At 68.9% G+C, this 22,633-nt stretch carries 24 protein-coding genes; 7 read left to right on the top strand and 17 right to left on the bottom strand.

Features of this window, described 5'->3' with window-relative positions:
• Positions 1-3: 3 nt before the first annotated feature.
• Entirely contained in the window at positions 4-462 is a 459-nt protein-coding gene (locus ACIA8G_RS39205) for an SRPBCC family protein (protein ID WP_396423844.1), read from the top strand.
• Here ACIA8G_RS39205 and ACIA8G_RS39200 read toward each other — a convergent pair.
• The 3 genes from ACIA8G_RS39200 to ileS all read right to left on the bottom strand — a co-directional run bounded on the left by ACIA8G_RS39200 (position 444) and on the right by ileS (position 6,261).
• A complete protein-coding gene (locus tag ACIA8G_RS39200; protein ID WP_396423843.1) occupies positions 444-1,421 on the bottom strand; it encodes a hypothetical protein in 978 nt (325 codons plus the stop codon). The genes ACIA8G_RS39205 and ACIA8G_RS39200 overlap by 19 nt on opposite strands.
• 159 nt (positions 1,422-1,580) lie before the next feature.
• Positions 1,581-2,717: a trypsin-like serine protease gene (locus tag ACIA8G_RS39195; RefSeq protein WP_396423842.1), complete on the bottom strand. Its 1,137-nt coding sequence runs from the start codon at positions 2,715-2,717 to the stop codon at positions 1,581-1,583.
• 439 nt (positions 2,718-3,156) lie between these two features.
• Complete coding sequence (gene ileS, locus ACIA8G_RS39190; protein WP_396423841.1) at positions 3,157-6,261, bottom strand: isoleucine--tRNA ligase; 3,105 nt, start codon at positions 6,259-6,261, stop codon at positions 3,157-3,159.
• A gap of 254 nt (positions 6,262-6,515) precedes the next feature.
• On the opposite strand from ileS, the gene ACIA8G_RS39185 reads away from it, so the two are divergent.
• Both ACIA8G_RS39185 and ACIA8G_RS39180 read left to right on the top strand, forming a co-directional pair.
• Positions 6,516-6,860: a DoxX family protein gene (locus ACIA8G_RS39185; RefSeq protein ID WP_396423840.1), complete on the top strand. Its 345-nt coding sequence runs from the start codon at positions 6,516-6,518 to the stop codon at positions 6,858-6,860.
• Positions 6,857-8,017, top strand: coding sequence for a BTAD domain-containing putative transcriptional regulator (locus ACIA8G_RS39180; protein ID WP_396423839.1), 1,161 nt, complete (start codon positions 6,857-6,859; stop codon positions 8,015-8,017). Before ACIA8G_RS39185 ends, ACIA8G_RS39180 begins: the two co-directional genes overlap by 4 nt.
• Positions 8,018-8,022: 5 nt before the next feature.
• Here the strand turns inward: ACIA8G_RS39180 and ACIA8G_RS39175 are convergent, their stop codons facing one another.
• Positions 8,023-8,913, bottom strand: coding sequence for a hypothetical protein (locus tag ACIA8G_RS39175; RefSeq protein WP_396423838.1), 891 nt, complete (start codon positions 8,911-8,913; stop codon positions 8,023-8,025).
• Between the two features lie 235 nt (positions 8,914-9,148).
• Here ACIA8G_RS39175 and ACIA8G_RS39170 point away from each other — a divergent pair, with 235 nt between their 5' ends.
• Positions 9,149-9,544, top strand: coding sequence for a hypothetical protein (locus ACIA8G_RS39170; protein WP_396423837.1), 396 nt, complete (start codon positions 9,149-9,151; stop codon positions 9,542-9,544).
• A gap of 197 nt (positions 9,545-9,741) precedes the next feature.
• Here ACIA8G_RS39170 and ACIA8G_RS39165 read toward each other — a convergent pair whose 3' ends face one another.
• The 8 genes from ACIA8G_RS39165 to ftsZ form a co-directional block, all read right to left on the bottom strand.
• Positions 9,742-10,182 carry an ester cyclase gene (locus tag ACIA8G_RS39165; protein WP_396423836.1) on the bottom strand — a complete coding sequence of 147 codons (441 nt, stop codon included), beginning with the start codon at positions 10,180-10,182 and terminating at the stop codon, positions 9,742-9,744.
• Positions 10,169-10,681: a hypothetical protein gene (locus tag ACIA8G_RS39160; RefSeq protein WP_396423835.1), complete on the bottom strand. Its 513-nt coding sequence runs from the start codon at positions 10,679-10,681 to the stop codon at positions 10,169-10,171. Before ACIA8G_RS39160 ends, ACIA8G_RS39165 begins: the two co-directional genes overlap by 14 nt.
• A gap of 15 nt (positions 10,682-10,696) precedes the next feature.
• Entirely contained in the window at positions 10,697-11,512 is an 816-nt protein-coding gene (locus ACIA8G_RS39155) for a DivIVA domain-containing protein (RefSeq protein ID WP_396423834.1), read from the bottom strand.
• Between the two features lie 47 nt (positions 11,513-11,559).
• Complete coding sequence (locus ACIA8G_RS39150) at positions 11,560-11,835, bottom strand: YggT family protein (RefSeq protein WP_167977901.1); 276 nt, start codon at positions 11,833-11,835, stop codon at positions 11,560-11,562.
• Between the two features lie 18 nt (positions 11,836-11,853).
• Positions 11,854-12,510: a cell division protein SepF gene (gene sepF / locus ACIA8G_RS39145; protein WP_396423833.1), complete on the bottom strand. Its 657-nt coding sequence runs from the start codon at positions 12,508-12,510 to the stop codon at positions 11,854-11,856.
• 67 nt (positions 12,511-12,577) lie between these two features.
• Positions 12,578-13,276, bottom strand: coding sequence for a YggS family pyridoxal phosphate-dependent enzyme (locus tag ACIA8G_RS39140; RefSeq protein ID WP_396423832.1), 699 nt, complete (start codon positions 13,274-13,276; stop codon positions 12,578-12,580).
• Positions 13,273-13,977, bottom strand: coding sequence for a peptidoglycan editing factor PgeF (gene pgeF / locus ACIA8G_RS39135; RefSeq protein WP_396423831.1), 705 nt, complete (start codon positions 13,975-13,977; stop codon positions 13,273-13,275). Before pgeF ends, ACIA8G_RS39140 begins: the two co-directional genes overlap by 4 nt.
• A gap of 119 nt (positions 13,978-14,096) precedes the next feature.
• The gene (gene ftsZ, locus ACIA8G_RS39130) at positions 14,097-15,407 is read right to left on the bottom strand and encodes a cell division protein FtsZ (RefSeq protein ID WP_396423830.1); all 1,311 of its coding nucleotides are present in this window, start codon (positions 15,405-15,407) and stop codon (positions 14,097-14,099) included.
• Between the two features lie 323 nt (positions 15,408-15,730).
• Here ftsZ and ACIA8G_RS39125 point away from each other — a divergent pair, with 323 nt between their 5' ends.
• The gene (locus tag ACIA8G_RS39125) at positions 15,731-16,603 is read left to right on the top strand and encodes an RICIN domain-containing protein (protein WP_396423829.1); all 873 of its coding nucleotides are present in this window, start codon (positions 15,731-15,733) and stop codon (positions 16,601-16,603) included.
• On the opposite strand, the gene ACIA8G_RS39120 is transcribed toward ACIA8G_RS39125, so the two are convergent.
• Complete coding sequence (locus tag ACIA8G_RS39120; RefSeq protein WP_396423828.1) at positions 16,600-17,094, bottom strand: DinB family protein; 495 nt, start codon at positions 17,092-17,094, stop codon at positions 16,600-16,602. The genes ACIA8G_RS39125 and ACIA8G_RS39120 overlap by 4 nt on opposite strands.
• A 27-nt stretch (positions 17,095-17,121) precedes the next feature.
• Complete coding sequence (crtI, locus tag ACIA8G_RS39115; RefSeq protein WP_396423827.1) at positions 17,122-18,537, bottom strand: phytoene desaturase family protein; 1,416 nt, start codon at positions 18,535-18,537, stop codon at positions 17,122-17,124.
• A gap of 94 nt (positions 18,538-18,631) precedes the next feature.
• Here crtI and ACIA8G_RS39110 point away from each other — a divergent pair, with 94 nt between their 5' ends.
• Positions 18,632-18,754, top strand: coding sequence for a hypothetical protein (locus ACIA8G_RS39110; protein ID WP_396423826.1), 123 nt, complete (start codon positions 18,632-18,634; stop codon positions 18,752-18,754).
• A 276-nt stretch (positions 18,755-19,030) separates the two neighbouring features.
• A complete protein-coding gene (locus tag ACIA8G_RS39105) occupies positions 19,031-19,390 on the top strand; it encodes a hypothetical protein (RefSeq protein ID WP_396423825.1) in 360 nt (119 codons plus the stop codon).
• Here the strand turns inward: ACIA8G_RS39105 and ACIA8G_RS39100 are convergent.
• From ACIA8G_RS39100 to murG, 3 genes are read right to left on the bottom strand one after another with little or no spacing between them, the layout of a single operon-like run.
• Positions 19,387-20,136, bottom strand: a complete 750-nt coding sequence (locus ACIA8G_RS39100; RefSeq protein ID WP_396423824.1) for a cell division protein FtsQ/DivIB — start codon at positions 20,134-20,136, stop codon at positions 19,387-19,389. The genes ACIA8G_RS39105 and ACIA8G_RS39100 overlap by 4 nt on opposite strands.
• Positions 20,133-21,515 carry a UDP-N-acetylmuramate--L-alanine ligase gene (gene murC, locus ACIA8G_RS39095; protein ID WP_396423823.1) on the bottom strand — a complete coding sequence of 461 codons (1,383 nt, stop codon included), beginning with the start codon at positions 21,513-21,515 and terminating at the stop codon, positions 20,133-20,135. Before murC ends, ACIA8G_RS39100 begins: the two co-directional genes overlap by 4 nt.
• Positions 21,512-22,615, bottom strand: coding sequence for an undecaprenyldiphospho-muramoylpentapeptide beta-N-acetylglucosaminyltransferase (gene murG / locus ACIA8G_RS39090; protein WP_396423822.1), 1,104 nt, complete (start codon positions 22,613-22,615; stop codon positions 21,512-21,514). The genes murC and murG overlap by 4 nt, the downstream gene beginning before the upstream one ends.
• Between the last annotated feature and the right edge of the window lie 18 nt (positions 22,616-22,633).

Here is a 22,633-nt window from a genome sequence, read left to right as displayed (position 1 = left end):
AGCATGATCAGGAACGTGCACTCCAGGGACCTGGGCGTCCCGGCAGGCCCGTTCGTCGAGCGCGTCCAGGAGCTCTGGCCACCGGCCTGGGGCACGCAGGAGTTCGACCGCCCGCTCGGGGTCGGCGCCGACGGCGGCCACGGCCCGATCCGCTACCGGTGCGTGGCGTTCGAGCCGGGCTCGTCGATCACGTTCGAGTTCACCGATCTCTCCGGCACCCACACGCTGTCGGCCTCGGGCACCGTGCTGCGGCACGAACTGGTCGGCGACTTCGGGTTCGTCGCGTGGCTGCGCTGGGTCGTGGCGATCCGCTGGCTGCACGACGCGTGCCTGGAGGACCTCCTGGACGGCTTCGAACGCGCAGCGGGCCGGGAACCGAAGTCCCCGGCCCGCTGGTCCTGGTGGGTGCGCCTGGTGCGGCGCGCGTTCATCCCGCGCCGGCGTCAGCCGCAGCGCGCGTAACGCGGAACCTGGTTGTCGTTCCCAGGCCGGTAGCCGTAGCCGTAGACAGCGCCGCTCTCGTCCACCGCGTCCGGCCAGAGGTCGGCGGTCACCGGGACGTACTCGCCGGGTGATCGCCACAGCCCCACGCCGTCTCCCGCGGCCTGACCGAGCACCTCACCCGCCGCGTTGGAGTCGTACACGTCGGCGAGTTCGGGAATGGTGCGCACGATCTTGCCGTCCAGTCCCCACTCGACGACCGTGCGTCCCTCGAGCGGCTCAGCGTGGACCGACGTGCCGAAGATCCGGCCGCCGCTGATGGACTCCACGTAGGCCGAGTAGTCGCCGGGCAGGGGCTCCAGCCTGGTCTGGTTGCCGTTGCGGTCCCAGACGTGGCTGATGCGCCGGCTGAGCGGCCCCACCTCCTGCGCGACGACGTTGCCCTGGTCGTCGAAACCCTTCACGAACCGCACGAGGCCGTTGCGGGTGCCCGGCAACTCCCTCGGCGTCGTCGATCCGGGCTCCCACACCAGCAGCGGGCCGTACAGGCTGTACGGGCCGGACTGGCCGGCGGCCGCACCCGAGTTGTTGATGTGGCTGGCGATCGCCTGCGTCTTGCCGGTCGCCGGCTCCAACTGCTCCCGGACACCGTTCTCGATCCGGAACGGGAGGCTGTCCGACATGCCCACCACCGTGCCGGAGTTGTTGACGTCGAACACCTTCGCGCTCTCCGGGTGGACGCCGTGCACCACCCCGTCGCGCCAGACGACCGTCGCGTTCTGGTGCTGGGAGTGGTAACCCTCGCCCAGCACCCACTCACCGTTGTCCGACGAGCCGGAGACCCTGATCCCCGAGAACCCGTCGGCCAGTGGCAGATCCGTCGTCACCCAGGTGCACGCGGCCTGCGCCTGCGCCGCACCTGGTGCTGCCAGCGCCACGGCTAGTGCCGCGGCCATCCCCAACTTGCTCAGCCTCTGCACGCACTTCCCCCATCACGTTTCGGCGGTGGCTCGCCACCACGTTAGGGGCGCGGACTCACGCTTCGCTCACACCTTCGCGACAGCGGGCGCAGGACGAAGGGGGCCGGCGCCTGATCGGCACCGGCCCCCTTTACGTCAAGCACTGTGAAGGCGCGTCAATCAGCCCGTCGTAATGGTGACGCCGTAGTGGTTGGCCGCGTCCACAACCGGCTGATAGTAGGAATAGAAACCGGTGGCCCCGGCGCCGCGGTTCCACCCGCATTCGGCGTCAGTCGGACCGCCCGACGTCAAACCCTGCGCGGTGTTGCCGGAAATGTAGGCGCCGCCGCTGTCGCCGCCCTCGGTGCACACGGTGGAGCGCGCCAGGCCGTTCGTCGAGACGGACTGGCCGCTGTAGCGGACCGACTGGTCGTAGTGCGTGATGCTGCCGCAGGTCCAGCCCGTCGTGTTGCCCGCCTTGCAGATGGCCGTGCCCACCGGCGCCTTCGACAGGCCGGTGATCGACACGGTGCTGCCGTTGCGGGTGTCCACGTAGCCACGTGGCGTGTCCTCGGCGTCGATGCTCATCAGCCCCATGTCGACACTCGGGAACCGGGTGGCGACGCCCTTGCCGATGTGGGTGCCGTTCGCGTCGAGGATGTCGGGGTTGCCCACCACGCAGTGGCCGGCCGTGAGCATGACCTTGGCACCACTGGAGTTCGTGCCGGTGAAGCCGAGCGAGCAGTTCGTGCCGGGCACGAGGTCCATGATCTGGCCGGGCACCACGTCCGCCTGCGGGGCGAGTGCGGCACCGGCCCGTTCGACCACGACACCGTCCAGCGCGGACAACTTGCCTGCCAGCGCGCTGGACGCGTCCGCCGACACGGTCACCACGACGCGGTCCTGCACGATGTCGGGACCCCACGACTGAACCTGGGCCAGATCCGCCCCGAGCACCTGCTCCACCTGCGCAGACAGGCGCTTCAACGCCTGCTCGCCGCGGACACCGGTGCGCGGCTTGAGACCCGCGGAGGCCACCCGGCCGGCGTCGGACGTCGTGACCACGAGCGCTCCGTCGCGGTCGAAGTAGGCGCCATCGGTCGGCACGCCCTGGGCCTGCAGGCCGGCCAGAGCGCGGGACAGGTTCTGCTCGCGGTCCAGCCGGGCGATCGCCTTGCCCGGCGTCGTGCCCAGGTGGGCCGCCAGGGCCTCGACCATCGCGGGCTCGTACCGATCGGCGGACGCGGCCGGGGGCAGCAGGACGGCTCCGGCCGTGACACCTGCCAGCAGCAGGGCGCCTTGCAGACGCATACGCATTTCGTTCTACCTTCGTCGCAGGGTGACTGGGGTTCGCTCATGAATCCAAGAATTGCTCTTGGGTAGCGAGAAGCTAACTTCCAAATGAAGAGCAGAACACCTGCGAAAGTAGGTCCACGTCTCAATTCGACGCGTAAAACGAAAATCCCGCACTTATCCGCAAACGTTTTCAGCCCGTTTCACGCCCGACTATCACGTTCGCATTTGTTTTTCCACCGAAGCGAGGTCGCCTGCCCTAACGGGCGACCTCGCCTCCCTCAAGTCACGCGCAGCGTGCGTGGATCGGGTGGCACCGGCGTCGACGAACTCCGAAGCGATGTCCGGTTGCGCACCGTCCGGACCCCGGCCGAGCACGTCACCCGACGCGGTCTGACACTTTTCGGCGGCAGACATGGCACGGGGCCGCTGTCAGCAGACAGCGGCCCCGGCACAACGGGAATCAGACCCGTGCGACAGCCACCTTCACCCGAGCACCGTCACCGACGGTGCCCTCCGAGGTCCCGGCTCCGAACACGACCTCCGAGGTCAGCGTCTCGGCCTTCACGAACTCCAGGTGCGGCTCGACCGCGGCCCGCACCTCGGCCGGCAACTCCAGCGTCAGCGTGATCCGGTCGGACACGTCCAGCGCCGCGTCCTTGCGCGCCTGCTGCACCACCCGCACCAGGTCACGCGCGACGCCTTCAGCCTCCAGCACCGGCGTCACCACGGTGTCGAGCACGACGACACCGGCACCACCCGGCAGCGCCGACGTGGCGGCCGGATCCGTTGCCACCAAACGCTGTTCGTACTCACCCTCGAACAGCTCGACACCGGCGGCGACCACCTGACCGTCCACAAGGGACCAGTCGCCGGCCTTGACGGCCTTGATGACCTTCTGCACGTTCGGCCCGAGCCGGGGACCGGCGGCACGCGCGTTCACGACGAGCTGGAACTGCCCGTAGGCGTCGACGTCCGTGGACAGCGACACCTCCTTGACGTTGACCTCGTCGCGCACGATCTCGGCGAAGTCCTCCAGCGAACCGGCCGTGGCCGACGCGACGGTCAGACGCGCGAGCGGCAGCCGCACGCGCAGCTTGTTCGCCTTGCGCAACGACAACGCCGTCGAGCAGACCGACCGCACCTCGTCCATCGCCGCCACCAGGGCGTCGTCCGCCGGCACGTCCGACACCGACGGGAAGTCCGTCAGGTGCACCGAACGCCCACCGGTCAGCCCCCGCCACACGACCTCGGTCGTGTACGGCAGCAACGGCGCCATGACGCGCGTGACGACCTCCAGCACGGTGTGCAGCGTGTCGATCGCGTCCTGGTCACCGGACCAGAACCGCCCGCGCGACCGCCGCACGTACCAGTTCGTCAGCACCTCGAGGTACTCGCGCGTCAGCTGGCACGCACCCGAGATGTCGTAGACGTCCATGGCAGCCTGGACATCGCGCACCAGGTCGTGCGTCTTCGCCAGCGCGTACCGGTCCAGCACGTGCTCCGAGTCGACCCGCCAGGTGCCCTCACGCCCGGAAGCGTTGGCGTACAACGCGAGGAAGTACCACGAGTTCCACAACGGCAGCACCGCCTGGCGCACCGCGTCCCGGATGCCGCGCTCGGTCACCACCAGGTCGCCGCCGCGCAGGATCGGCGAAGCCATGAGGAACCACCGCATGGCGTCCGACCCGTCGCGGTCGAAGACCTCGTTGACGTCCGGATAGTTCTTCAGCGACTTGGACATCTTCTGACCGTCGTCACCGAGAACGATGCCGTGCGCCACGCAGTCGCGGAACGCCGGCCGGTCGAACAACGCCGTCGCGAGCACGTGCAGCGTGTAGAACCAGCCACGCGTCTGCCCGTTGTACTCGACGATGAAGTCGCCGGGGTAGTGGTTCTCGAACCACTCCGCGTTCTCGAACGGGTAGTGCACCTGCGCGAACGGCATCGAGCCCGACTCGAACCAGCAGTCGAGGACGTCCGGCACGCGCCGCATCACCGACTCACCCGACGGGTCGTCCGGGTTCGGGCGGGTCAGCTCGTCGATGAACGGGCGGTGCAGGTTGTCCGGGCGCACGCCGAAGTCGCGCTCGATCTCGTCCAGCGAGCCGTACACGTCCGTGCGCGGGAACGCCGGGTTGTCCGACACCCACACCGGAAGCGGCGAGCCCCAGAACCGGTTGCGCGAGATGTTCCAGTCACGCGCGTTCTCGAGCCACTTGCCGAACTGGCCGTCCTTGATGTGGCCGGGCACCCAGTTGATGTCCCCGTTGAGCTCGACCATCCGGTCCTTGAACTGCGTGACCGCGACGAACCACGCCGACAGGGCGCGCTGGATCAACGGGCTCTGGCAACGCCAGCAGTGCGGGTACGGGTGGTCGTAGGTCTCGTGGCGCAGCAGCAGACCGGCATCCTTCAGATCCCGGATGATGGTCTTGTTCGCCTCGAAGACGTGCACGCCCTCGTACGGCGCGACCTCGGCGGTGAACGTGCCGTCGGAGGCGACCGGCACGACGACCTCGATGCCCGCCGCGTCCGTCACGACCTTGTCGTCCTCACCGAACGCCGGTGCGATGTGGACGATGCCGGTGCCGTCGTCGGTGGTCACGTAGTCCGCGGTCAGCACCTGGTGCGCGTTCTCACGGCCCACGAAGAAGTCGAACGGCGGCAGGTACTTCTTGCCGACCAGGTCCGACCCCTTGTAGCGGGCGACGACCTCGGGCTCCTCGCCCAGCTCACGCGCGTACGCCGCGACCCTGGCCTCCGCGAGCAGGTACTGCGAGCCGTCAGTGCCGACGACGGTCACGTAGTCGACGTCCGGGTGCACGGCGGCCGCGAGGTTGCTCGGCAGCGTCCACGGCGTGGTCGTCCAGACCAGCGCCTTCTCACCGGACTCGAGGCGCAGCGCCACCGTGACGGCCGGGTCCTGCCGGTCGCGGTACGCGTCGTCCATCTTGGTCTCGGTGTTGGACAGCGGCGTCTCACAACGCGTGCAGTACCACAGGACGCGGAAGCCCTCGTAGATCAAGCCCTTGTCCCACAAGGCCTTGAACGCCCACATGACGCTTTCCATGTAGTCGAGGTCGAGCGTCTTGTAGTCGTTGTCGAAGTCGACCCAGCGCGCCTGGCGCGTGACGTAGTCGCGCCACTCCTCGGTGAACTGCAGGACGGAGGTTCGGCACGCCTCGTTGAACTTCTCGATGCCGAGCTGCTCGATCTCGCTCTTGTGCTTGATGCCGAGCTGCTTCTCCGCCTCGTACTCGGCGGGCATGCCGTGCGTGTCCCAGCCGAACCGGCGCTCGACGTGCTTGCCGCGCATGGTCTGGTAGCGCGGCACGACGTCCTTGACGTAGCCGGTCAGCAGGTGCCCGTAGTGCGGCAGACCGTTCGCGAACGGCGGGCCGTCGTAGAAGACGAACTCGTTCGCGCCGTCGTCGCCGACCGGGTTGCGGTCGATGCTTGCCTGGAAGGTCTGGTCGCCCTTCCAGTACCCGAGCACACCCTGCTCGAGGTTCGGAAAGGACGGCTGTGCCGGGACCTCGTTCGCTCCGGCCCTGGGGTAGGCCATCTCCACTGCTCCTCGCGGTCATAAGGACACGCGAGGACGACACGCCGATGTGGCTCGGCGGGCCGCGGTACCACCCCGCTTGCTCACCCCTGCGCTTGCGAACAGGGCGAGCCTCTCGTTCTTCGGCTGTGACGGGCCGGTCCCGTCCGGTTCTACTGAGGCTCTCGCCCGTTCTTCCGGAGGCTCCCCGGTGATGGCCGGATCGGTGCCTGTAGCTACAGGGTAACGGTTGGCGCAAACCGTATGCTCACGCGATGACGTTGACCATCGCGTTGTCGATCGTGCTGGCCGTGCTGTTCGTGGCCACCGGCGCGGGCAAGCTGTTCGGGGCGAAGGCGTCACTCGAGGCCCGCGACCACTTCCGGATGAACGGGTCGCTCTGGCGGACCATCGGTGCACTGGAGTGGGCGGGCGCGGCAGGTCTGGTCGTCGGCCTGATCACCTGGCAGTGGGTGGCGCACGCGGCCACCGTCGGGCTCGGGCTGCTGATGGTCGGCGCCACGATCACCAGGCTGAGGTACGACTCGAAGCCGAAGGGCATCGTCGTGGACCTCGCGCTGCTGGCCCTGCTGATCACGCTGCTGTTCCTGGAGCGGTGAACCCGCCACCCGAGTTCCGGCTCCTCGGCCCGCCAGAGGTCCGGCGCGGCACCGCACTCGTCGACGTCGGTCACGCCCGCCAGCTGAGCGTGCTGGCGGCGTTGCTGGTGGACGTGAACCAGGTGGTGAGCGTCGAGAAGGTGCTGTCGCGGGTGTGGGGCGAGGCGCCGCCGCGGCAGGCCAAGGCGGCCCTCTACAGCTACGTGTCCCGGCTGCGGTCGGCGCTGGACGGCGTCCCGATCGTGCGCCGCTCCGGCGGCTACGTGCTGGAGGCTGATCCGGCGACCATCGACCTGCACCGCTTCCGGTCTCTCGTCGCCGCCGGACAGCCAGGCGACGCCATGGCGCTCGTGCGCGGCGAACCGTTCGAGGGGCTGCACGGCCCGTGGTTCTCCGGTCTGCGCGAAACGCTGGCCGGCGAGATCACCGCCGCCGAACTGGACCACATCGACTCCCGCCTGGCCGCGGGCGAGCACCGGAGTCTGGTCGCCGAACTGACCACACGCACCACCGAACGCCCGCTCGACGAACGGCTCGCGGGTCAGCTGATGCGGGCGTTGATCGGCGCCGATCAACGGTCCGACGCGCTCACGTGCTACTCGCAACTGCGCCACCGGCTGGCGGACGAACTCGGCCTCGACCCAGGCCCGGCCCTGCGCGACCTGCACGCGTCCCTGGCGCAACGTCCACAGTGGAGCCCCCGCCGGCTTCCCGCACGACCGGCGGGTTTCACCGGCATGGAGGTCCAGCTCGCGGCACTCGACCTGGACGGACCGATCGTCACGATCACCGGCCCGGCGGGCACCGGCAAGACGTGGCTCGCGCTGCACTGGGCCCACGAGCACGCCGCCGGCTACCCGGACGGCCAGCTGTTCGTGGACCTGAACGGCTCCGACCCCGCCGACGTCGTCCGCGCGTTCATCACCGCCCTGGGCACCGGCCCGGACGGCATCCCACCGGAACCGCACGCGCAGACAGCGCTCTACCGCACGTTGCTCGCAGACAGGCGAATGCTGATCGTCCTCGACAACGCCGCCGACACCGCACAGGTCGTTCCGCTGCTGCCGGGAACGCCACGGTGCCGGGTCGTCGTCACCAGCCGTGAACGGCTACCGGGTCTCGTGACCGCACACGGCGCACGCCCCGTCGTGCTCTGAGCGGCTCAGCTACCGGCGCTGACCTCGGCAACAGTGGTGCTCCTCCGGGATCGCCTGCGGAGCACGACCACTACGGCAAGCACGAGCAACACCACGCCGCCCGCGATCGGCATCAGCCAGCGTTCGAGGAAGGTCGGTGCCGCCCTGTTCTCGCGGACGAACGCCCGCACCTGATCCCGCAGCGCCCCGTCCTCGACCAGCTTCGCGAAGCGCGCCGAACCCGGCACGATCTCCAGCCTGGCGTTCGAGGCAGCGCCCGCCACCTGCCGCGCGTGGTCTGCCAAGCGCGTGTCCTCGACGTCTTCGCTCTTGGACTCGATCACGTCGTCCTGCGCGGCAACGATGAACGACGGCACCTGGACCGCCCTGATGCCCGTCACCGCGTCGAGATCGGCGCTGCTCGTGTGGAAGCCCTCGAACGGGGTGAGCAGGAACATCCCCCTCAGCCCGGGGACCTTCTCCGCCACCGCGGCGATCGCGGCGGCACCGGTGCCGGCTCCGCCGGCGATGATCGAGGAGACACCGCGACTGTCGAGCTCCCGCGCGGCGCCGAGCACGTCGAGGTCGTAGGAGTGCCTGTTCTCCCGGAGGCGCAGGCTGCGCATCTCGTAGAGCAACACCTGGTGGCCGTCGTCCGCGAGCTGGCGCGCCAAAGGCAGCCACTCGCAGACGGTCTCCGTCTGGGTGTGTGCGAGGAGGACTCCGCTCGATCCGCTGCCGAACACCAGACCGGGCAGCTCGACACCGTCCTCGGCCTTGAAGGTGATCGCATCCTCGCGCAGGTCGGCAGGGACGCACTGGTGCAGCTCGGTCTTCGGCTGGGCGGTCACCGGGGCGGCACCGGCCAGGACGAACACGGCGACCACGATGGCGCTCAACGCGGATCTCAGCGACATGGGGTTTTCTTAGCGCGCCAGTGGACTGCTCGTCCGCGAAACGGACACTTTGCACAAGTTCAGGCGGAACGGCTCCTGAGTAGATCCACGCATGCCCGCCGGCCTCGGGTTGCGCCAGACTCGCCCCAAGACCATCTACCTCGGGGGGACAAAGATGCGTGTCTTAGCTTTGACCTGTGCTTTTGCGTTGTTGGCCGCCGGCACGGCCTCCGCAGCGGAGGAACCTTCCCGCTTCGTGTTCGACGCCGAAGCGAACGCCTTCCCCATCACCGCGACCTCGGGCGACTGGACGGCCCCGCTCTCCGAGATCCGCGTGGGACAGCGGGTGTGGGACAACAACACCCTCCGCGTGTACGCCGAGAACAACGAGCTGCAGACCTACTACGTGGTCGAACTGTCGCGCCACGACGGCCAGCCGATCACCCCTGGCACCTACACCGACCAGAAAGCGCTGGTCATCAACAAGAGCCTCGGCTGCTACGACAACACGGCGGACTTCACGGTCGAGCGCCTCGACATCGACGCCGAAGGGCTGCTCACCGCGTTCGACGGCGCCGTCGAGCACCGCTGCGGCCCGGAGCCGGACAACGCGCTGCGGGTGAAGGTCCACTTCGTGCGGGGTGACGCCTGATGCGCACCGCGCATCTGGGACTCGGACCCCGGCTCGCGTCCGACCGAGGGCCGTTCCGGCACCTGGACGCCGCCGGAGCTGTTCTCGGTGTACGAGAACCAGCGGGTCGTACGGCGACGACGGCCGGATCTCGGAGTTCGACGGGGCTGTCGAGCACCACTACCGGGACGAGCCGGGCACCACGTTCCGCGCGAAGCTCAGCTACCGGCGTTGATCGCGCCGAGCTGCTGAAGCATGCCGAGATCGTCGCGCACGGCCCAGTGCTCGACGATCTTGCCTTCTCGCAGCCTGAACATGTGCGCGAGCTCGACGGACACCTCGCCGCTCGCCGGAGTGGGCACGCCGCGGAATCCGGGCGCCTGCCAGGTGCCCTCCCGGCGGCCGTAGACCACCACGAGATCACCGTCGCCGATGAAGTGCTGCTCGACCCACCGTTGGTCCGGCTGGGCACCGAGCGAGAACCCGAGCACCGTTTTGAGGTTCTCGACGCCGCGCTGACGTTCGGGCACCGCCGCGTGATTCATCACATCGGGTGAACAAAGCTCGTCAGCGAGGTCGAGCCGGCCTTGGCCCACGACCTCGTCGAGGAACCGGCGGATGACGGCCTTGTTGTCAGGCGCGTCGTCAGGCGTGGTCATCGGAGGCCCCCTCGCGGGTTGCGCGGTGGCGGGACACGAAGGTCGCGTCAGGCCGGCACACGGCGCAGGGCGTGAACTGCAGTTGGCGTGCCTCCTGCACCGGGAGGCCCAGCGTGGGCCTCCCGGCGAGCCAGGAGCACGAACTCAGGTGATACCGGGGCCGCTCGTCCAGCACCCGCACCTCGTCCACCAGATCGGCCACGACGAGCATGTCCGCCGCGTCGGTGTCCTCTTCCGGTGGTTCCTCGTCAGCGGGCGGCGTGTCGGCTACCGCCGAAACCACTACCCGTTGATCATCAGCTACAGCCAGTTGATCTACACTCTGCGCGTCGGCAGCGGGGTCCCCCGGTCGCCGTCGCCACCAGTCCCAAGCAAGGACCAGGGCGGCGAGCACGCTCGCGCCTACGGATGACCACGCCCAGATCGTGTTGGACGTGGTCAGCGCAGGTACGAGCAAGCCGAGAGCAGCCAGCACCAGAAGTAGAACTACGAAGAGCACCTAATGAACAGTAGTTCAGCCCGCTTCGGCGCGTGCGCCGAAGGAGTAGCCCTGGGAACGGCCGTCCGAGGGCGCGGCCGGGCCGCGGTCCTGGAGGTCGCGCAGGGACGACTCGAGCATCGTCTTCAGTCGCGTGCGGTACTCGCGCTCGAACGTCTGCAGCTTGTCGATCTGCTTCTCGAGCGTGTTCTTCTCCTGGGTGATGTTGCCCATCACCTCAGCGTGCTTGCGCTGCGCGTCACGGTCCAGCGCGGTGGCCTTCTCACGGGCCTGCCGCTCCAGCGTCTCGGAACGCGTGCGCGCGTCGTTCAGCATGGTCTCGGCACGCGTACGTGCCTCGTTGACCATCGTGTCTGCCTTGGCGCGGGCCTCGGACAGCAGCTGCTCAGACTTCGTACGGGCCTCGGACAGCATCCCGTCCGCTTCGGCCTTGGCCTCACCGGTGAGCCGGTCCGCCATCTCCTGGGCAAGGCCCAGGACCTTCGCGGCCTGCACGTGGTGGTCTCCGCCACCACCGGGGGACGTCTGCTCCAGCACCGACGGCGGCGGGACCGGCGCCAGGCGGCGCGGCTCCTCCACCGGCATACGGCTCGTCACGGGGCCGGACGAGGCCTTCGCACGCGCATCGTCGAGGTCAGCGCGCGCAGTCTCGAGCTGCTGGTCGAGCTGCTCGACCTGCTGACGGAGGTCGTTGTTCTCCTCGATCAAGCGGGCGAGTTCGCCCTCAACCAGGTCGAGGAACGCGTCCACCTCGTCCTCGTTGTAGCCCCGCTTGCCAATCGGCGGCTTGCTGAATGCAACGTTGTGCACGTCAGCGGGGGTCAACGGCATCGGATCACCTCTCGCACTCCTGGGCTGCGGTCATCCCCGGTTCCCCGTCACCTGGGATCTGCAACTTGCATCAAAATGATAACGAGCAGCCACAGCACAATAATCGATAGGTCCAGCCCGACCCCACCGATCCGCACAGTCGGGATCACCCGACGCAGTGCGCGGACCGGTGGGTCGGTCACGGTGTATACGGTCTCAAGCGTCACGGCCACGCCGCCCGCGGGGCGCCACTCCCTCGCGAACGTCCGCACCATCTCGACCACAACACGCGCGGTCAGGAACAGGGAGAACGCGAAGAGGACGTAGAAGATGACGAGACGGATCGGGTCCACGGGTCAACTCTAACCGTGGTTGCCGAACCCGCCCTCGGCCAGCTTCCTGCGGTCCTCCGCCGTGACGTCAACGTTCGGCGGTGAGAGAAGGAACACCCTGCTGGTGATCTTGTCCATGGACCCGCGCAAAGCGAACGCGAGGCCGGCCGAGAAGTCGACGAGACGCTTGGCGTCCGCGTCGTCCATGTCGGTCAAGTTCAAGATCACCGGGGTTCCGTCGCGGTAGTGCTCCCCGATCGTGCGCGCCTCGCTGTAGTTACGGGGGTGAAGCGTGGTGATGCGCGCCAACGGGTTGCTTGCCGGCTCGGCGACAGGACGCAGCCTGCTCACGGGCTCGCGCTGCGGCTCGACCGCGAGTGCGCCGTGCACCGGTGGTGCCTCGGCGCTCCAGCGTCGCGTGCTCGAGGGGCTGCCCCCGCGCCGCGGCTCCGGCTCGTAGTCGTCCGACTCGTCGATGTCGGTCCGGTACCCGGAGCCCGAGAGCTCCGACCGGCCCGGCGTGAACACGCGGTTGCGCCGCGGGTAGGGGTCGTAGTCGTCGGCCTCGGCCGCGTACTCGGACCGGTAGTCGCCGTAGCGTCCGCGGTCGTCGTCGTAGCCGGGGTCGTCTGCGTACTCGGCGGGGACCATCCCGAAGTAGGCCTTCAGCTTGTGCAACGCGCTCATTCCAGCCCCTCCTCCGCGACTTCCCCACCTTAGGGACGGTGCGGACGGCCCCGAGGTTCCCGACAACCTACGGCGAGATTAACCGCCGCCTGCCGAGCAACGCCGTTCCGACACGCACACAGGTCGATCCGTGCGAGATGGCATCTTCCAGGTCTCCGCTCATCCCCGCTGACACCCGGGTGGCAGTGGGATGATCATCACGTAGGCCTGATACCACTGATGCCAACGCCTCAAACGCCTGCGATGACTTCATCGTCAGCGGTGCGACGGTCATCGCACCTCGGAGAATAAGATCACCCGAACGAGTGATCGCGCCAGCCAGTTCGGGAACGTCCGGCACCGCACACCCGCCCCGCGACGTGTCTCCGTCAATGCTGACCTGCAACAACACGTCCAGCCTGATGCCTTTCGCGTGCGCGGCCTTCGCGAGCGCCTCGGCCAGCCGGACGCTGTCGACCGAGTCGACCTGGTCCGCCCACTCGACCACCGACTTCGCCTTGTTCCGCTGCAATCGCCCGACCATGTGCCAGCGCGCCTCGGTCAGGTGTCTCAATTGGCCGACCTTGACCGAGGCGTCCTGATCCCGGTTCTCCGCGAAATTCCGGAGTCCGAGTCCGTAAAGGATCTCCACATCACTGGCCGGCCAGGTTTTCGTCACCGCCAGCAACATCACTTCAGAAGGATCACGCCCCGCCGCCGCACACGCGTTGTCGATGCGCTCCCGCACCTCGGCGAGGTTTTCCTTCAACTCCTCTTCCCGATTCACGGCTCGATCCAAATGACCGACGCGAGCCTGCCGGTGGGAGCCTCTCGGCGATGGCTGAAGAGATCCTTCTCCTCGAAGGTGCAGCGCGGATCCACCCCGATCTTGCCGACCCCCGCACTGGCGAGCTGGGTCCACAGCCCCGCCCGCAAATCCAGCGCGGGCGTGCCTTTGCGGGACTTGGCGGCACTGCCGGGCAGGTGCTTCTCGACATCTTTCTGCATGTCAGCGGGCACCTCGTAGCAGTCGCCGCACACCGACGGCCCGAGCAGAACCTCGACGCGCTCCAGCTCGGCCCCCAGCGCCATCATGGCCTTGAGCGCCTCGACCACGACGCCGACACGCGCGCCGACACGCCCAGCGTGCACCGCGCCGATCACGCCGGCCTCCTGATCACCGAGCAACACCGGCACGCAGTCGGCCGTCAGCACCGCCAGCGCGAGGCCGGGCTGTTTCGTCACGACCGCGTCGGTGGCCTCGAGCGGCGCGGCCTGCGGGCCGTCCACCACCCCGACGGTCCGGCCGTGCACCTGCTCCATCCAGACCAACCGGTCCGGCGTCAGTCCGATCCCCTCGGCGAGGCGGGCGCGGTTCGCGAGCACCGCCTTCTCTTCGTCCCCAACGTGGTCACCCAGGTTGAAGGTGTCGAAAGGGGCCTTGGACACGCCACCGGCGCGGGTGGTGACAACTCGACGAATGCGCACGCCCACACCCTAGTTCTCACCCACGACAAGCCCTGGCACCCCACCGGCGGCCCCCCGAAAAGAGAGAACCCCCTGAGAACCCGAAGGTGCTCAGGGGGTCCGACAAGATCGTCGAAGCCTCACCGCCGCATGAACGGCGGCACATCCACCTCGTCATCCGGGTCCTCGGTGACCGGAACCGGCCGAGACGGCAACGACCCGTTCTGCGACAACGACCGGGGCACCGAAGGCACGTAACCGTTGCCCTGCGCGGGCGAAGGCTGCGGCGGCACCGTGGTGGCCGGCGGAGCAGCGTGCTGCGGCACCTGATGCTGCGGAACCTGATGCTGCGCAACGGGGTGAGCGACTGGCGGCGGTGCCTGCACGACGGGAGGCGGAGACTGCACGACCGGCGCCGGCTGGGCTACAGCCGAGGCAATCGGTCCGGCAGCGGTCCGAGGCGGTGAGGACAACGCCGTCGGCTCCAGCTTCTTGTGCGTAGGGCCGCCACTGTCAAAACCCGCCGCGATCACCGTGACCCGGACCTCGTCGCCCAAAGAGTCGTCGATGACCGTACCGAAGATGATGTTCGCGTCCGGGTGCGCGGCCTCCTGGACCAGCGAGGCAGACTCGTTGATCTCGAAAAGCCCCAGGTCGGAGCCACCGGCGATCGACAGCAGCACGCCGTGCGCACCCTCCATCGAGGCCTCCAGCAGCGGCGAGTTGATCGCCTTCTGCGCGGCCTGGACGGCACGGCCCTCGCCTCGGGCCGAACCGATGCCCATCAACGCCGAACCCGCGCCGGACATGACCGACTTGACGTCGGCGAAGTCCAGGTTGATCAGACCGGGGGTCGTGATCAGGTCGGTGATGCCCTGGACACCGGACAACAGCACCTCGTCCGCGGAGCGGAAGGCGTCCATGAGGCTGACACCGATGTCGCCGAGCTGAAGCAGCCGGTCGTTGGGAATGACGATGAGCGTGTCGCACTCGTTGCGCAGGGCCTGGATGCCGTCCTCGGCCTGCTTGGCGCGGCGCTTGCCCTCGAAGGAGAACGGGCGCGTCACGACGCCGATGGTGAGTGCGCCGAGCTTGCGAGCGATCGAGGCCACCACCGGCGCGCCGCCGGTGCCCGTGCCGCCGCCCTCGCCGGCGGTCACGAAGACCATGTCGGCCCCCTTGAGGACCTCCTCGATCTCCTCGCGGTGGTCTTCGGCGGCCTTGTGCCCAACCTCCGGGTTCGCGCCGGCACCGAGGCCGCGGGTCAACTCGCGGCCGATGTCGAGCTTCACGTCGGCATCAGACATCAGCAAGGCCTGGGCATCGGTGTTCACCGCGATGAACTCGACGCCCTTGAGCCCGACCTCGATCATGCGGTTGACGGCGTTGACACCGCCACCACCGATGCCGACGACCTTGATCACCGCGAGGTAGTTGTGCGGGGGCGTCATCGGATCCGCCTTCCTGATCGTGGTCCGTGCTGTGGTGCTGGGTGTGATGCACCCGGATTGAAACCCTCAACCTCTGCTCGAGGCTCAGAGTTATGTCAACCCCATATGTTCCTGCTGGACGGTAAGCACCGGCGGTGCGTCGGTCCAGCAGCCACGCCGTAGGGTCCCAACACTGTGCGCTACTACTCCCCGGTCGTGCCGTCAAGCAGTACGCACGGCGCAGAGCACGGCGCACCCCAAGCGTAGTCGGACCTCGAATCAGAGATCGTCTCGGCCGGTGCTATCCGCGGTTTCTTGTCAGGGGTGCCCGCTAGCTTGGACTCATGGGGATGAAAAAGCTGTGCGTCGCCCTCGTGGCGATCGCACTGGGGGCAGTGACGGTCGCACCCGCGAGTGCGGCGCCGGAAGGCAACGAAATCATCGAAATCACGAGCGTCGCGAGCGGTCAGTGTCTGCAGCTCGATCGTCCGGGCCGATATGCCTCGCCTGTGCTCGCCTCCTGCGTCGAGGAGCCGATCCAGCGCTGGGAGAAGGTCCCGGTCGGCGGCAAGAAGTACCTGCTGCGCAACCTCGAGAACCGCCAGTGCCCCGACGAGTCGGTGGCCCTGGGGGCCTGGTGGTGTGACGACGAGGCGGCGACGCAGTTCGTGCAGCTGATGGCGGACAGGGCCGGCACCGTGCGGCTCTTGTTCGGCTCAGGCTTCGCCGACACCACGCGCGGCGTGCAGGTGAAGGACTTCGCCGACACCGACGAACAGCGCTGGCGGGTGCGGCAGACGGGTACGGCGCCGGTGCCGGCGGACACCGCGGGACGGGTCGTGCGCATCGCGAGCGTGGAGGGCATGGGCTGCATCGGTGTCCGGGCCGAGCGCCAGATCGAGGTCACGCCGTGCTCCGACGTGCCGGCCCAGAAGTTCCAGCGCGTAGAACTGGGCAACGGCAGCACCGCGCTGCGCAGCGTCCTGACCGGCACTTGCGTCGCGACGAAGCTCGGTACCGTGCAGCTGTCGCCGGACTGCAACCCGGCCGCGGCGGAACAGGGCTGGACGTTCGAACCGAACAAGACCGGCGCCACCCGCATCCGCATGTCCGCCGGCCAGCGCTACCTCACGCCCATGAGCTCCGGCGAGATCTACATCTCCGCCCGCGAGACGGAGTACAACACCTGGCAGAGCTGGGAGGTCACGGCCGCCTAGTCTCCGGTTGATCCGTCCAGCAGTTCCCTGACCACGTCCAGATGACCGGCGTGCCGGGCGGTCTCCTCGATGACGTGCGCGAGCACCCATCGGGCCGAGACCGTCCGGTCACCCCGGAACGCCACCTCGGCATCGAGATCCAGCCCGGCGAGGACCTGACGGCTCACCGCGCACTGCGCCTGATAGTCCGCCAGGAACCCGGCAAGCGTCTCGCCCTCCTCGACGCGCCAGTCCGCGTCCGGGTCTTCCATCGTGTACGGAGCACGCGAAGGACGTCCGGCCAGCATCACCTCGAACCAGTGGTGCTCGGTCCACCGCACGTGCTTCACCACACCGGCCGCGGTGGTGAGCTTCGACGGCAACACCGGGCGCGCCGCGTCGTCGTCCGGCAGGCCTTCGACCTTCAGCTCGATCGTCGCGCGCAGGTAGTCCAGCAGGGCCGTGTACGTCGCACGCTCATCGGCGGCAAGTGGTGGTGCGGTGCGTGTCATGCGGCGCAGCCTGCATGAGCGTTTTGCCTACCGCATCGCATTTATCCGCTGGGCCGCGAGCCGTCCGGAGATCAGCACCGGCGGCACCCCGACGCCCGGCGTGGTCCCCGCGCCCGCCAGCGCCACGTTGGCGGCGCCCCGCACGACGTTTCGCGGCCGGAACGGACCGGTCTGCGCGAAGGTGTGCGCGAGCCCGAACGGCGTGCCCGCCGCGTTGCCCCAGTCCAGCGGCGTCACGAGCCGCTCGTCGACCACGGAGGCACCGAACCCGGAGAGGCCCCGCGATTCCAGCGTCCGCACCAGTTCGTCGCGGTACCGGGGGCCGACGCGACGCCAGTCGATCGGCCCGGTCCGCAGGTTCGGGCAGGGTGCCAGCACGTAGTGCAGCCCGTCCTGCGCGTGCGTGACCAGCAGCGACGGGTCCGACATCAACTGTCCCCTGTGGACGATCTCGGCGAACGTGCTCCGCCACGCCGCCCCGAACAGGATGTTGTGGTGCCCGAGGTCCCACGTGCGGTTCGTCGCGGCGTGCAGCACCACCGCGGACGGCGACCACCGGTGCGGCAGCACGCGACGCGGCTGAAGCCCGAGCAGGCGGTACGCGTCCGGTAGCTCACAGGCCAGCACCACCGCGTCGCACGGGATGCGCTCCTGCGCGGTGTGCACGGCCACGACCCGATCCCCACGCCACTCCAGCCGCGTGACCGTTTCCCCGCAACGGAAATCCGCGCCGTGCTTCTGCCCGGCGGCGGCGAGCGCGGCCGGTACCGCACGCATCCCACCGCGCGGGTAGTACACGCCCGCGATGGTGTCCATGTACGCGATGACCGCGTACGCCGCGAGAGCCTGCTGCGGCGGCACACCCGCGTACAAAGCCTGGAACGAGAACAACCGGATCAGCCGCTCGTCGCGCAGGAACCTTCGCAGCTGAGGCTCCAGCCGCCCGAACCCGCCGAGCCGCGCGAGCCGGACGAGTTCCGGCCGCACGAGGTCGAACGGTGAGTCGAAGTTCGCCCCGATGAAGTGCTCCCGCTGCACCGCGTACAGCTCGCCCAGCCAGCGCCGCAGTTCCCGGTACCCGGCCGCTTCCCTTGCGCCGCAGACGTTGCGCACCTCCTCCTCCATCGCGGAGGCATCGGTGTGCACGGCGATCCGCGTCCCGTCGGCGAACCGCGCCTGGTAGGCCGGATCGACCCGGTCCAGCGTCAGCCAGTCCGAAAGCCGTTCCCCCACCGATGAAAACGCTTCTTCCAGGTACTCCGGCATCGTCAGCACGGTCGGCCCGCTGTCCGCGGTGAACCCGCCGACCTGGACCGTCCCGGCACGACCGCCGGGGAGATGAGCCTTGTCCAGCACGGTGACCTGATGTCCCGTGCCCTGCAGGTGCAACGCGGCCGACAGACCGGCGAGGCCGGCGCCGACCACCACCACGTGCCCTGCCATGCGTACTTCCTTCGGGTGACAACGATCAATACGGCTAATGCCGCGCGGAGCAATCCGATGAGCACGGTAGTCGTTCACTTCGAGGAGGCCCGTCTTGGCACCCGCACCCGCGTCCGTGCGTTCGCTCGTCATCGAGGCGATCGTGTTGGAGCTCGTCACAAGCAGGTTGGGCAACCTGTTCGTGCGGGTCGCGACAGCGCTCAAGCCAGCCGGGTGACCTGCGAACCTCTGGAGATCTTCGTGTGCTCCCAGCCAACTCCTCGATCCCCGTACCGGCGTCCCCGCCGGTACCCGACGCCGTCACGGCCACCGGCACCGCGGCCGTGAGCCAGGCGCGCCGGCACCAGGGTCGTTGGCGCGTCAAGCCGCAATCGAGCAAAGGACCACTGTGGAACCTCCTCCACCTCCCCCGCCGGTCCCGCCGCAGCAAGAGCTACCACAGGTCGCACCGCCGCCAGCCCGGACTTCGAGACTGCTGATCGGGATCTCGACCGTGGTACTGCTCGCGGTCGGTGGCATCGGGTTCGGCTTCGGCCGAGCCTCAGTGGACTGGGGCTCACCGGACACCTTCGCGGTTGACGGCAGCATGACCGTGAACGGTGTCTGCGGATCAGGTGGCTACAGCGACATGCGCGACGGCGCACAGGTCGAGATCGTCAATCAGGACGACAAAGTACTCGGCGTCTCCACCCTCAACAGGGGTGAGAGCCAGTGCTTCTTCACCTTCACCGTGAGGAACGTCCCGACCGGCGAGCGGCTGTACGGCGCGAGCACTGGCAACTCGAACCGCGGGGTGATCTGGAAGACCGAGCAAGAGGCGATGGCCGAAGGCTTCCACCTCACGCTCGGCTAGGAGACCGTGGCGAGGTCCGGCGACGACACGTCGAAGTACAGGCCGGGCCGGGTCAGCAGCACCATCAGCACGGCGCCCTTGCGCGGCGTGTCCTCGGAGCTGCCCCACTTCACCACGCGGTTGCCGGTCAGCGTCAGCTTCACGTCGGCACCGGACGTCGCCGACACCTGCAGCACGTCGGGCCGCAGCTTCTCCGGCAGTTCGTTCACGACCCCGACCACGGCGCGAGTGGCCGGGTCCGCGGACGACGGGGTGGCGAGCACGAGTTCGGGCACACCCGGCGCCGCCGCCGGCAGGACCGCGTAGTCCTTGCCGGTGGCGTCGACCAGGTGGAAGCCGTCCGGCAGCTTCACCGAGCCGACCGGGACGCGTTCGGCGATCAAAAGCCGGACCGTGCCGGGCAACTGCCGTTCGACCTCGATGGTCGCGATGCGCGGCACGGCGGCGACGCGTTCGCGGATGCCGCGAAGATCCAGGCGCACCAACGGAGAACCGAGCTCGATCGCGGCGGCGCTGCGGACCTCGTCCTCCGTCAGCACGACGGAGCCGTGCACATCAACGTGGCGCACACCGAGCAACGGTGTGAAGAACACGCTGTACGTCAAGGCGATGACCGACAACAACGTCAGCAACGCCACCAGGCGCCGGCGCAGGATGACCCTGCGCCGGGCCCGGTACTCAGGACTCTTCGGACGCCGGTTCGCGGGGCGAACTCGCGTGGACCTGCCGCGAACCGGGGCGCTCATGCCTGCTCTTTGCCCGACAGGGCGCTGACGATCTCGGGGCCGAGCATCGTCACGTCGCCCGCGCCCATGGTCACCACCAGGTCGCCCTCCCGCACCAGCGACGCGACCAGCGTCGGCACGCGGTCGAACGACGGCTCGTAGTGCACGGAAGCCGTGACCTGCTCGGCGATCAGCCCGCCGGTGACACCCGGCTCCGGCTCCTCGCGAGCGCCGTAGACGTCCAGCACCACTACCTCGTCCGCCAGCGACAACGCGGCGGCGAACTCGGTCGCGAACGTGCGCGTACGTGAGTACAGATGTGGCTGGAACACCACGATGACCCGGCCGGCACCCGCGACCGGACGCGCCGCACGCAGCTGTGCGTCGACCTCGGTCGGGTGGTGGGCGTAGTCGTCGTAGACGGACACGCCACCGCCGCGGCCCTTGAACTCGAACCGCCGCCGCACGCCACCGAACGCCGCGAGGCCTTCCAGCAGCCCGGCCTGATCCGCGCCGAGCTCCAGACCGGCCAGCAGCGCCGCGATCGCGTTCAGCGCCATGTGCTCACCCGGCACCGCGACCCGGACCTCGACCACGGCGCCGTCGATCTCCACCGACGCCAGGCCACCGTTGTCGGAAGGCTTGTAGTCGACGAGACGCGCGTCCGCGGCGGCCCGCCCGTACTCGCGCACCCGGATGCCGCGGGACCGTGCCTCCGCGATGAGCCGGACAGCGCCCGGATCGTCCGCACAGGACACCAGCACGCCGCCGGGCACGATCCGCTCCAGGAACGAGTCGAACACCGCCGTGTACGCCTCGACCGTGCCGTGGTGGTCGAGGTGGTCGGCCTCGACGTTCGTCACGACGGCGACGGACGGCGAGAAGAACAGGAACGAGCCGTCGGACTCGTCGGCCTCGGCCACGAACACGCCGCCGGTGCCCTGGTGGGCGTTCGCGCCGGACTCGTTCAGGTCACCGCCGATCGCGAACGACGGGTCCACCCGGCAGTGCTGCAACGCGACGGTCAGCATCGACGTGGTCGACGTCTTGCCGTGCGTACCGGCAACACACACGACCCGGTGCTCTTCCATCAACGCGGCCAGGGCCTCGGCCCGGCGCAGCACCGTGATGCCGCGCTCGCGCGCCGCCGCGTACTCCGGGTTCGAGTCCTTGATCGCGGTCGACACCACGACCTCGGTCGGGCCGCCGTCGAACTGGTCGAGGTTCGCGGCGTCGTGACCGACGGCGATCCGCGCGCCCTGGGCGCGCAGGGCCAGCACGGTCCGCGAGTCCTTGGCGTCCGAACCGGACACCTGCACCCCGCGGGCCAGCAGAATGCGGGCGATACCGCTCATGCCGGCACCACCGATGCCGACGAGGTGAACGCGGTCGAGGCTCACTTCTTGATCACCTCCAGCACCCGGCGGGCGAGAACCTCGTCCGCCTCGCGACGGCCGGTTCCCAGCGTCGCCTCCGACATCTGCGCCAACCGGCCGCGGTCGGCCATCAGCGGCACGACCAACGACGCCACCTTCTCCGGCGTCAGTTCCTCATCTGGCACCAGCAGGCCACCACCGGCGGCCACGACCGGGCCGGCGTTCAGGGCCTGCTCACCGTTGCCGTGCGGCAGCGGCACGAACACGGCGGGCAGGCCGACGGCCGACACCTCGGCGACGGTCATCGCGCCCGAGCGGCACAGCACGGCGTCCGCGGCGGCGTACGCGAGGTCCATCCGCTCCAGGTACGGCACCGGCACGTACGCGGGTGCGCCCGGAACCTGTTGCACCGCAAGGGTGTTCTTCGGTCCGTGCGCGTGCAGCACACCGACGCCCGCCTGCGCGAACGCGGTGGCCGCGCCCGACACGGCGTTGTTGATCGAACGCGCGCCCTGCGAGCCACCGAACACCAGCAGGATCGGCGCGTGCGGGTCCAGCCCGAAGAAGCGGCGGGCCTCGTCACGCAGTGCCGCGCGGTTCAGCGTCGTGATCGACTGGCGCAGCGGGATGCCGATGATCTCCGCGTCGGTGAGGCCGGAGTCCGGCACCGCCGCCGCGACGTGCGCGGCGAACTTGGCGCCGACCTTGTTCGCAAGGCCCGCCTTGGCGTTCGCCTCGTGCACCACGATCGGGATGCGGCCGCGCGCGGCCAGGTACGCCGGCAGCGCCACGTAGCCGCCGAAGCCGACGACGACGTCCGCGCCGACGCGCTCCAGCACCTCGCGGGTCTGCTTCACCGCGCTGCGCACGTTCAGCGGCAGCTTCAGCAGGTCCAGCGTGGGCTTGCGCGGCATCGGCACCGGCGGGATCAGCTCCAGCGGGTAACCACGGGCCGGCACGATCTTGTTCTCCAGGCCGCGCTCGGTGCCGAGAGCGACAACGCGTGCGTCCGGTCGCAGTCGCATGACCGCATCGGCCAGCGCCAGTGCCGGCTCGATGTGTCCCGCGGTGCCACCACCCGCGACCACGATGCACGGACCACTGGGGGCAGGGTGCCCGGTCAAGACTTCCTCCGGATTTGT

The organism is Lentzea sp. NPDC051213 (assembly GCF_044455585.1).
Classification (GTDB): Bacteria; Actinomycetota; Actinomycetes; order Mycobacteriales; family Pseudonocardiaceae; genus Lentzea.
This window is presented reverse-complemented; position numbering and strand designations above follow the sequence as displayed.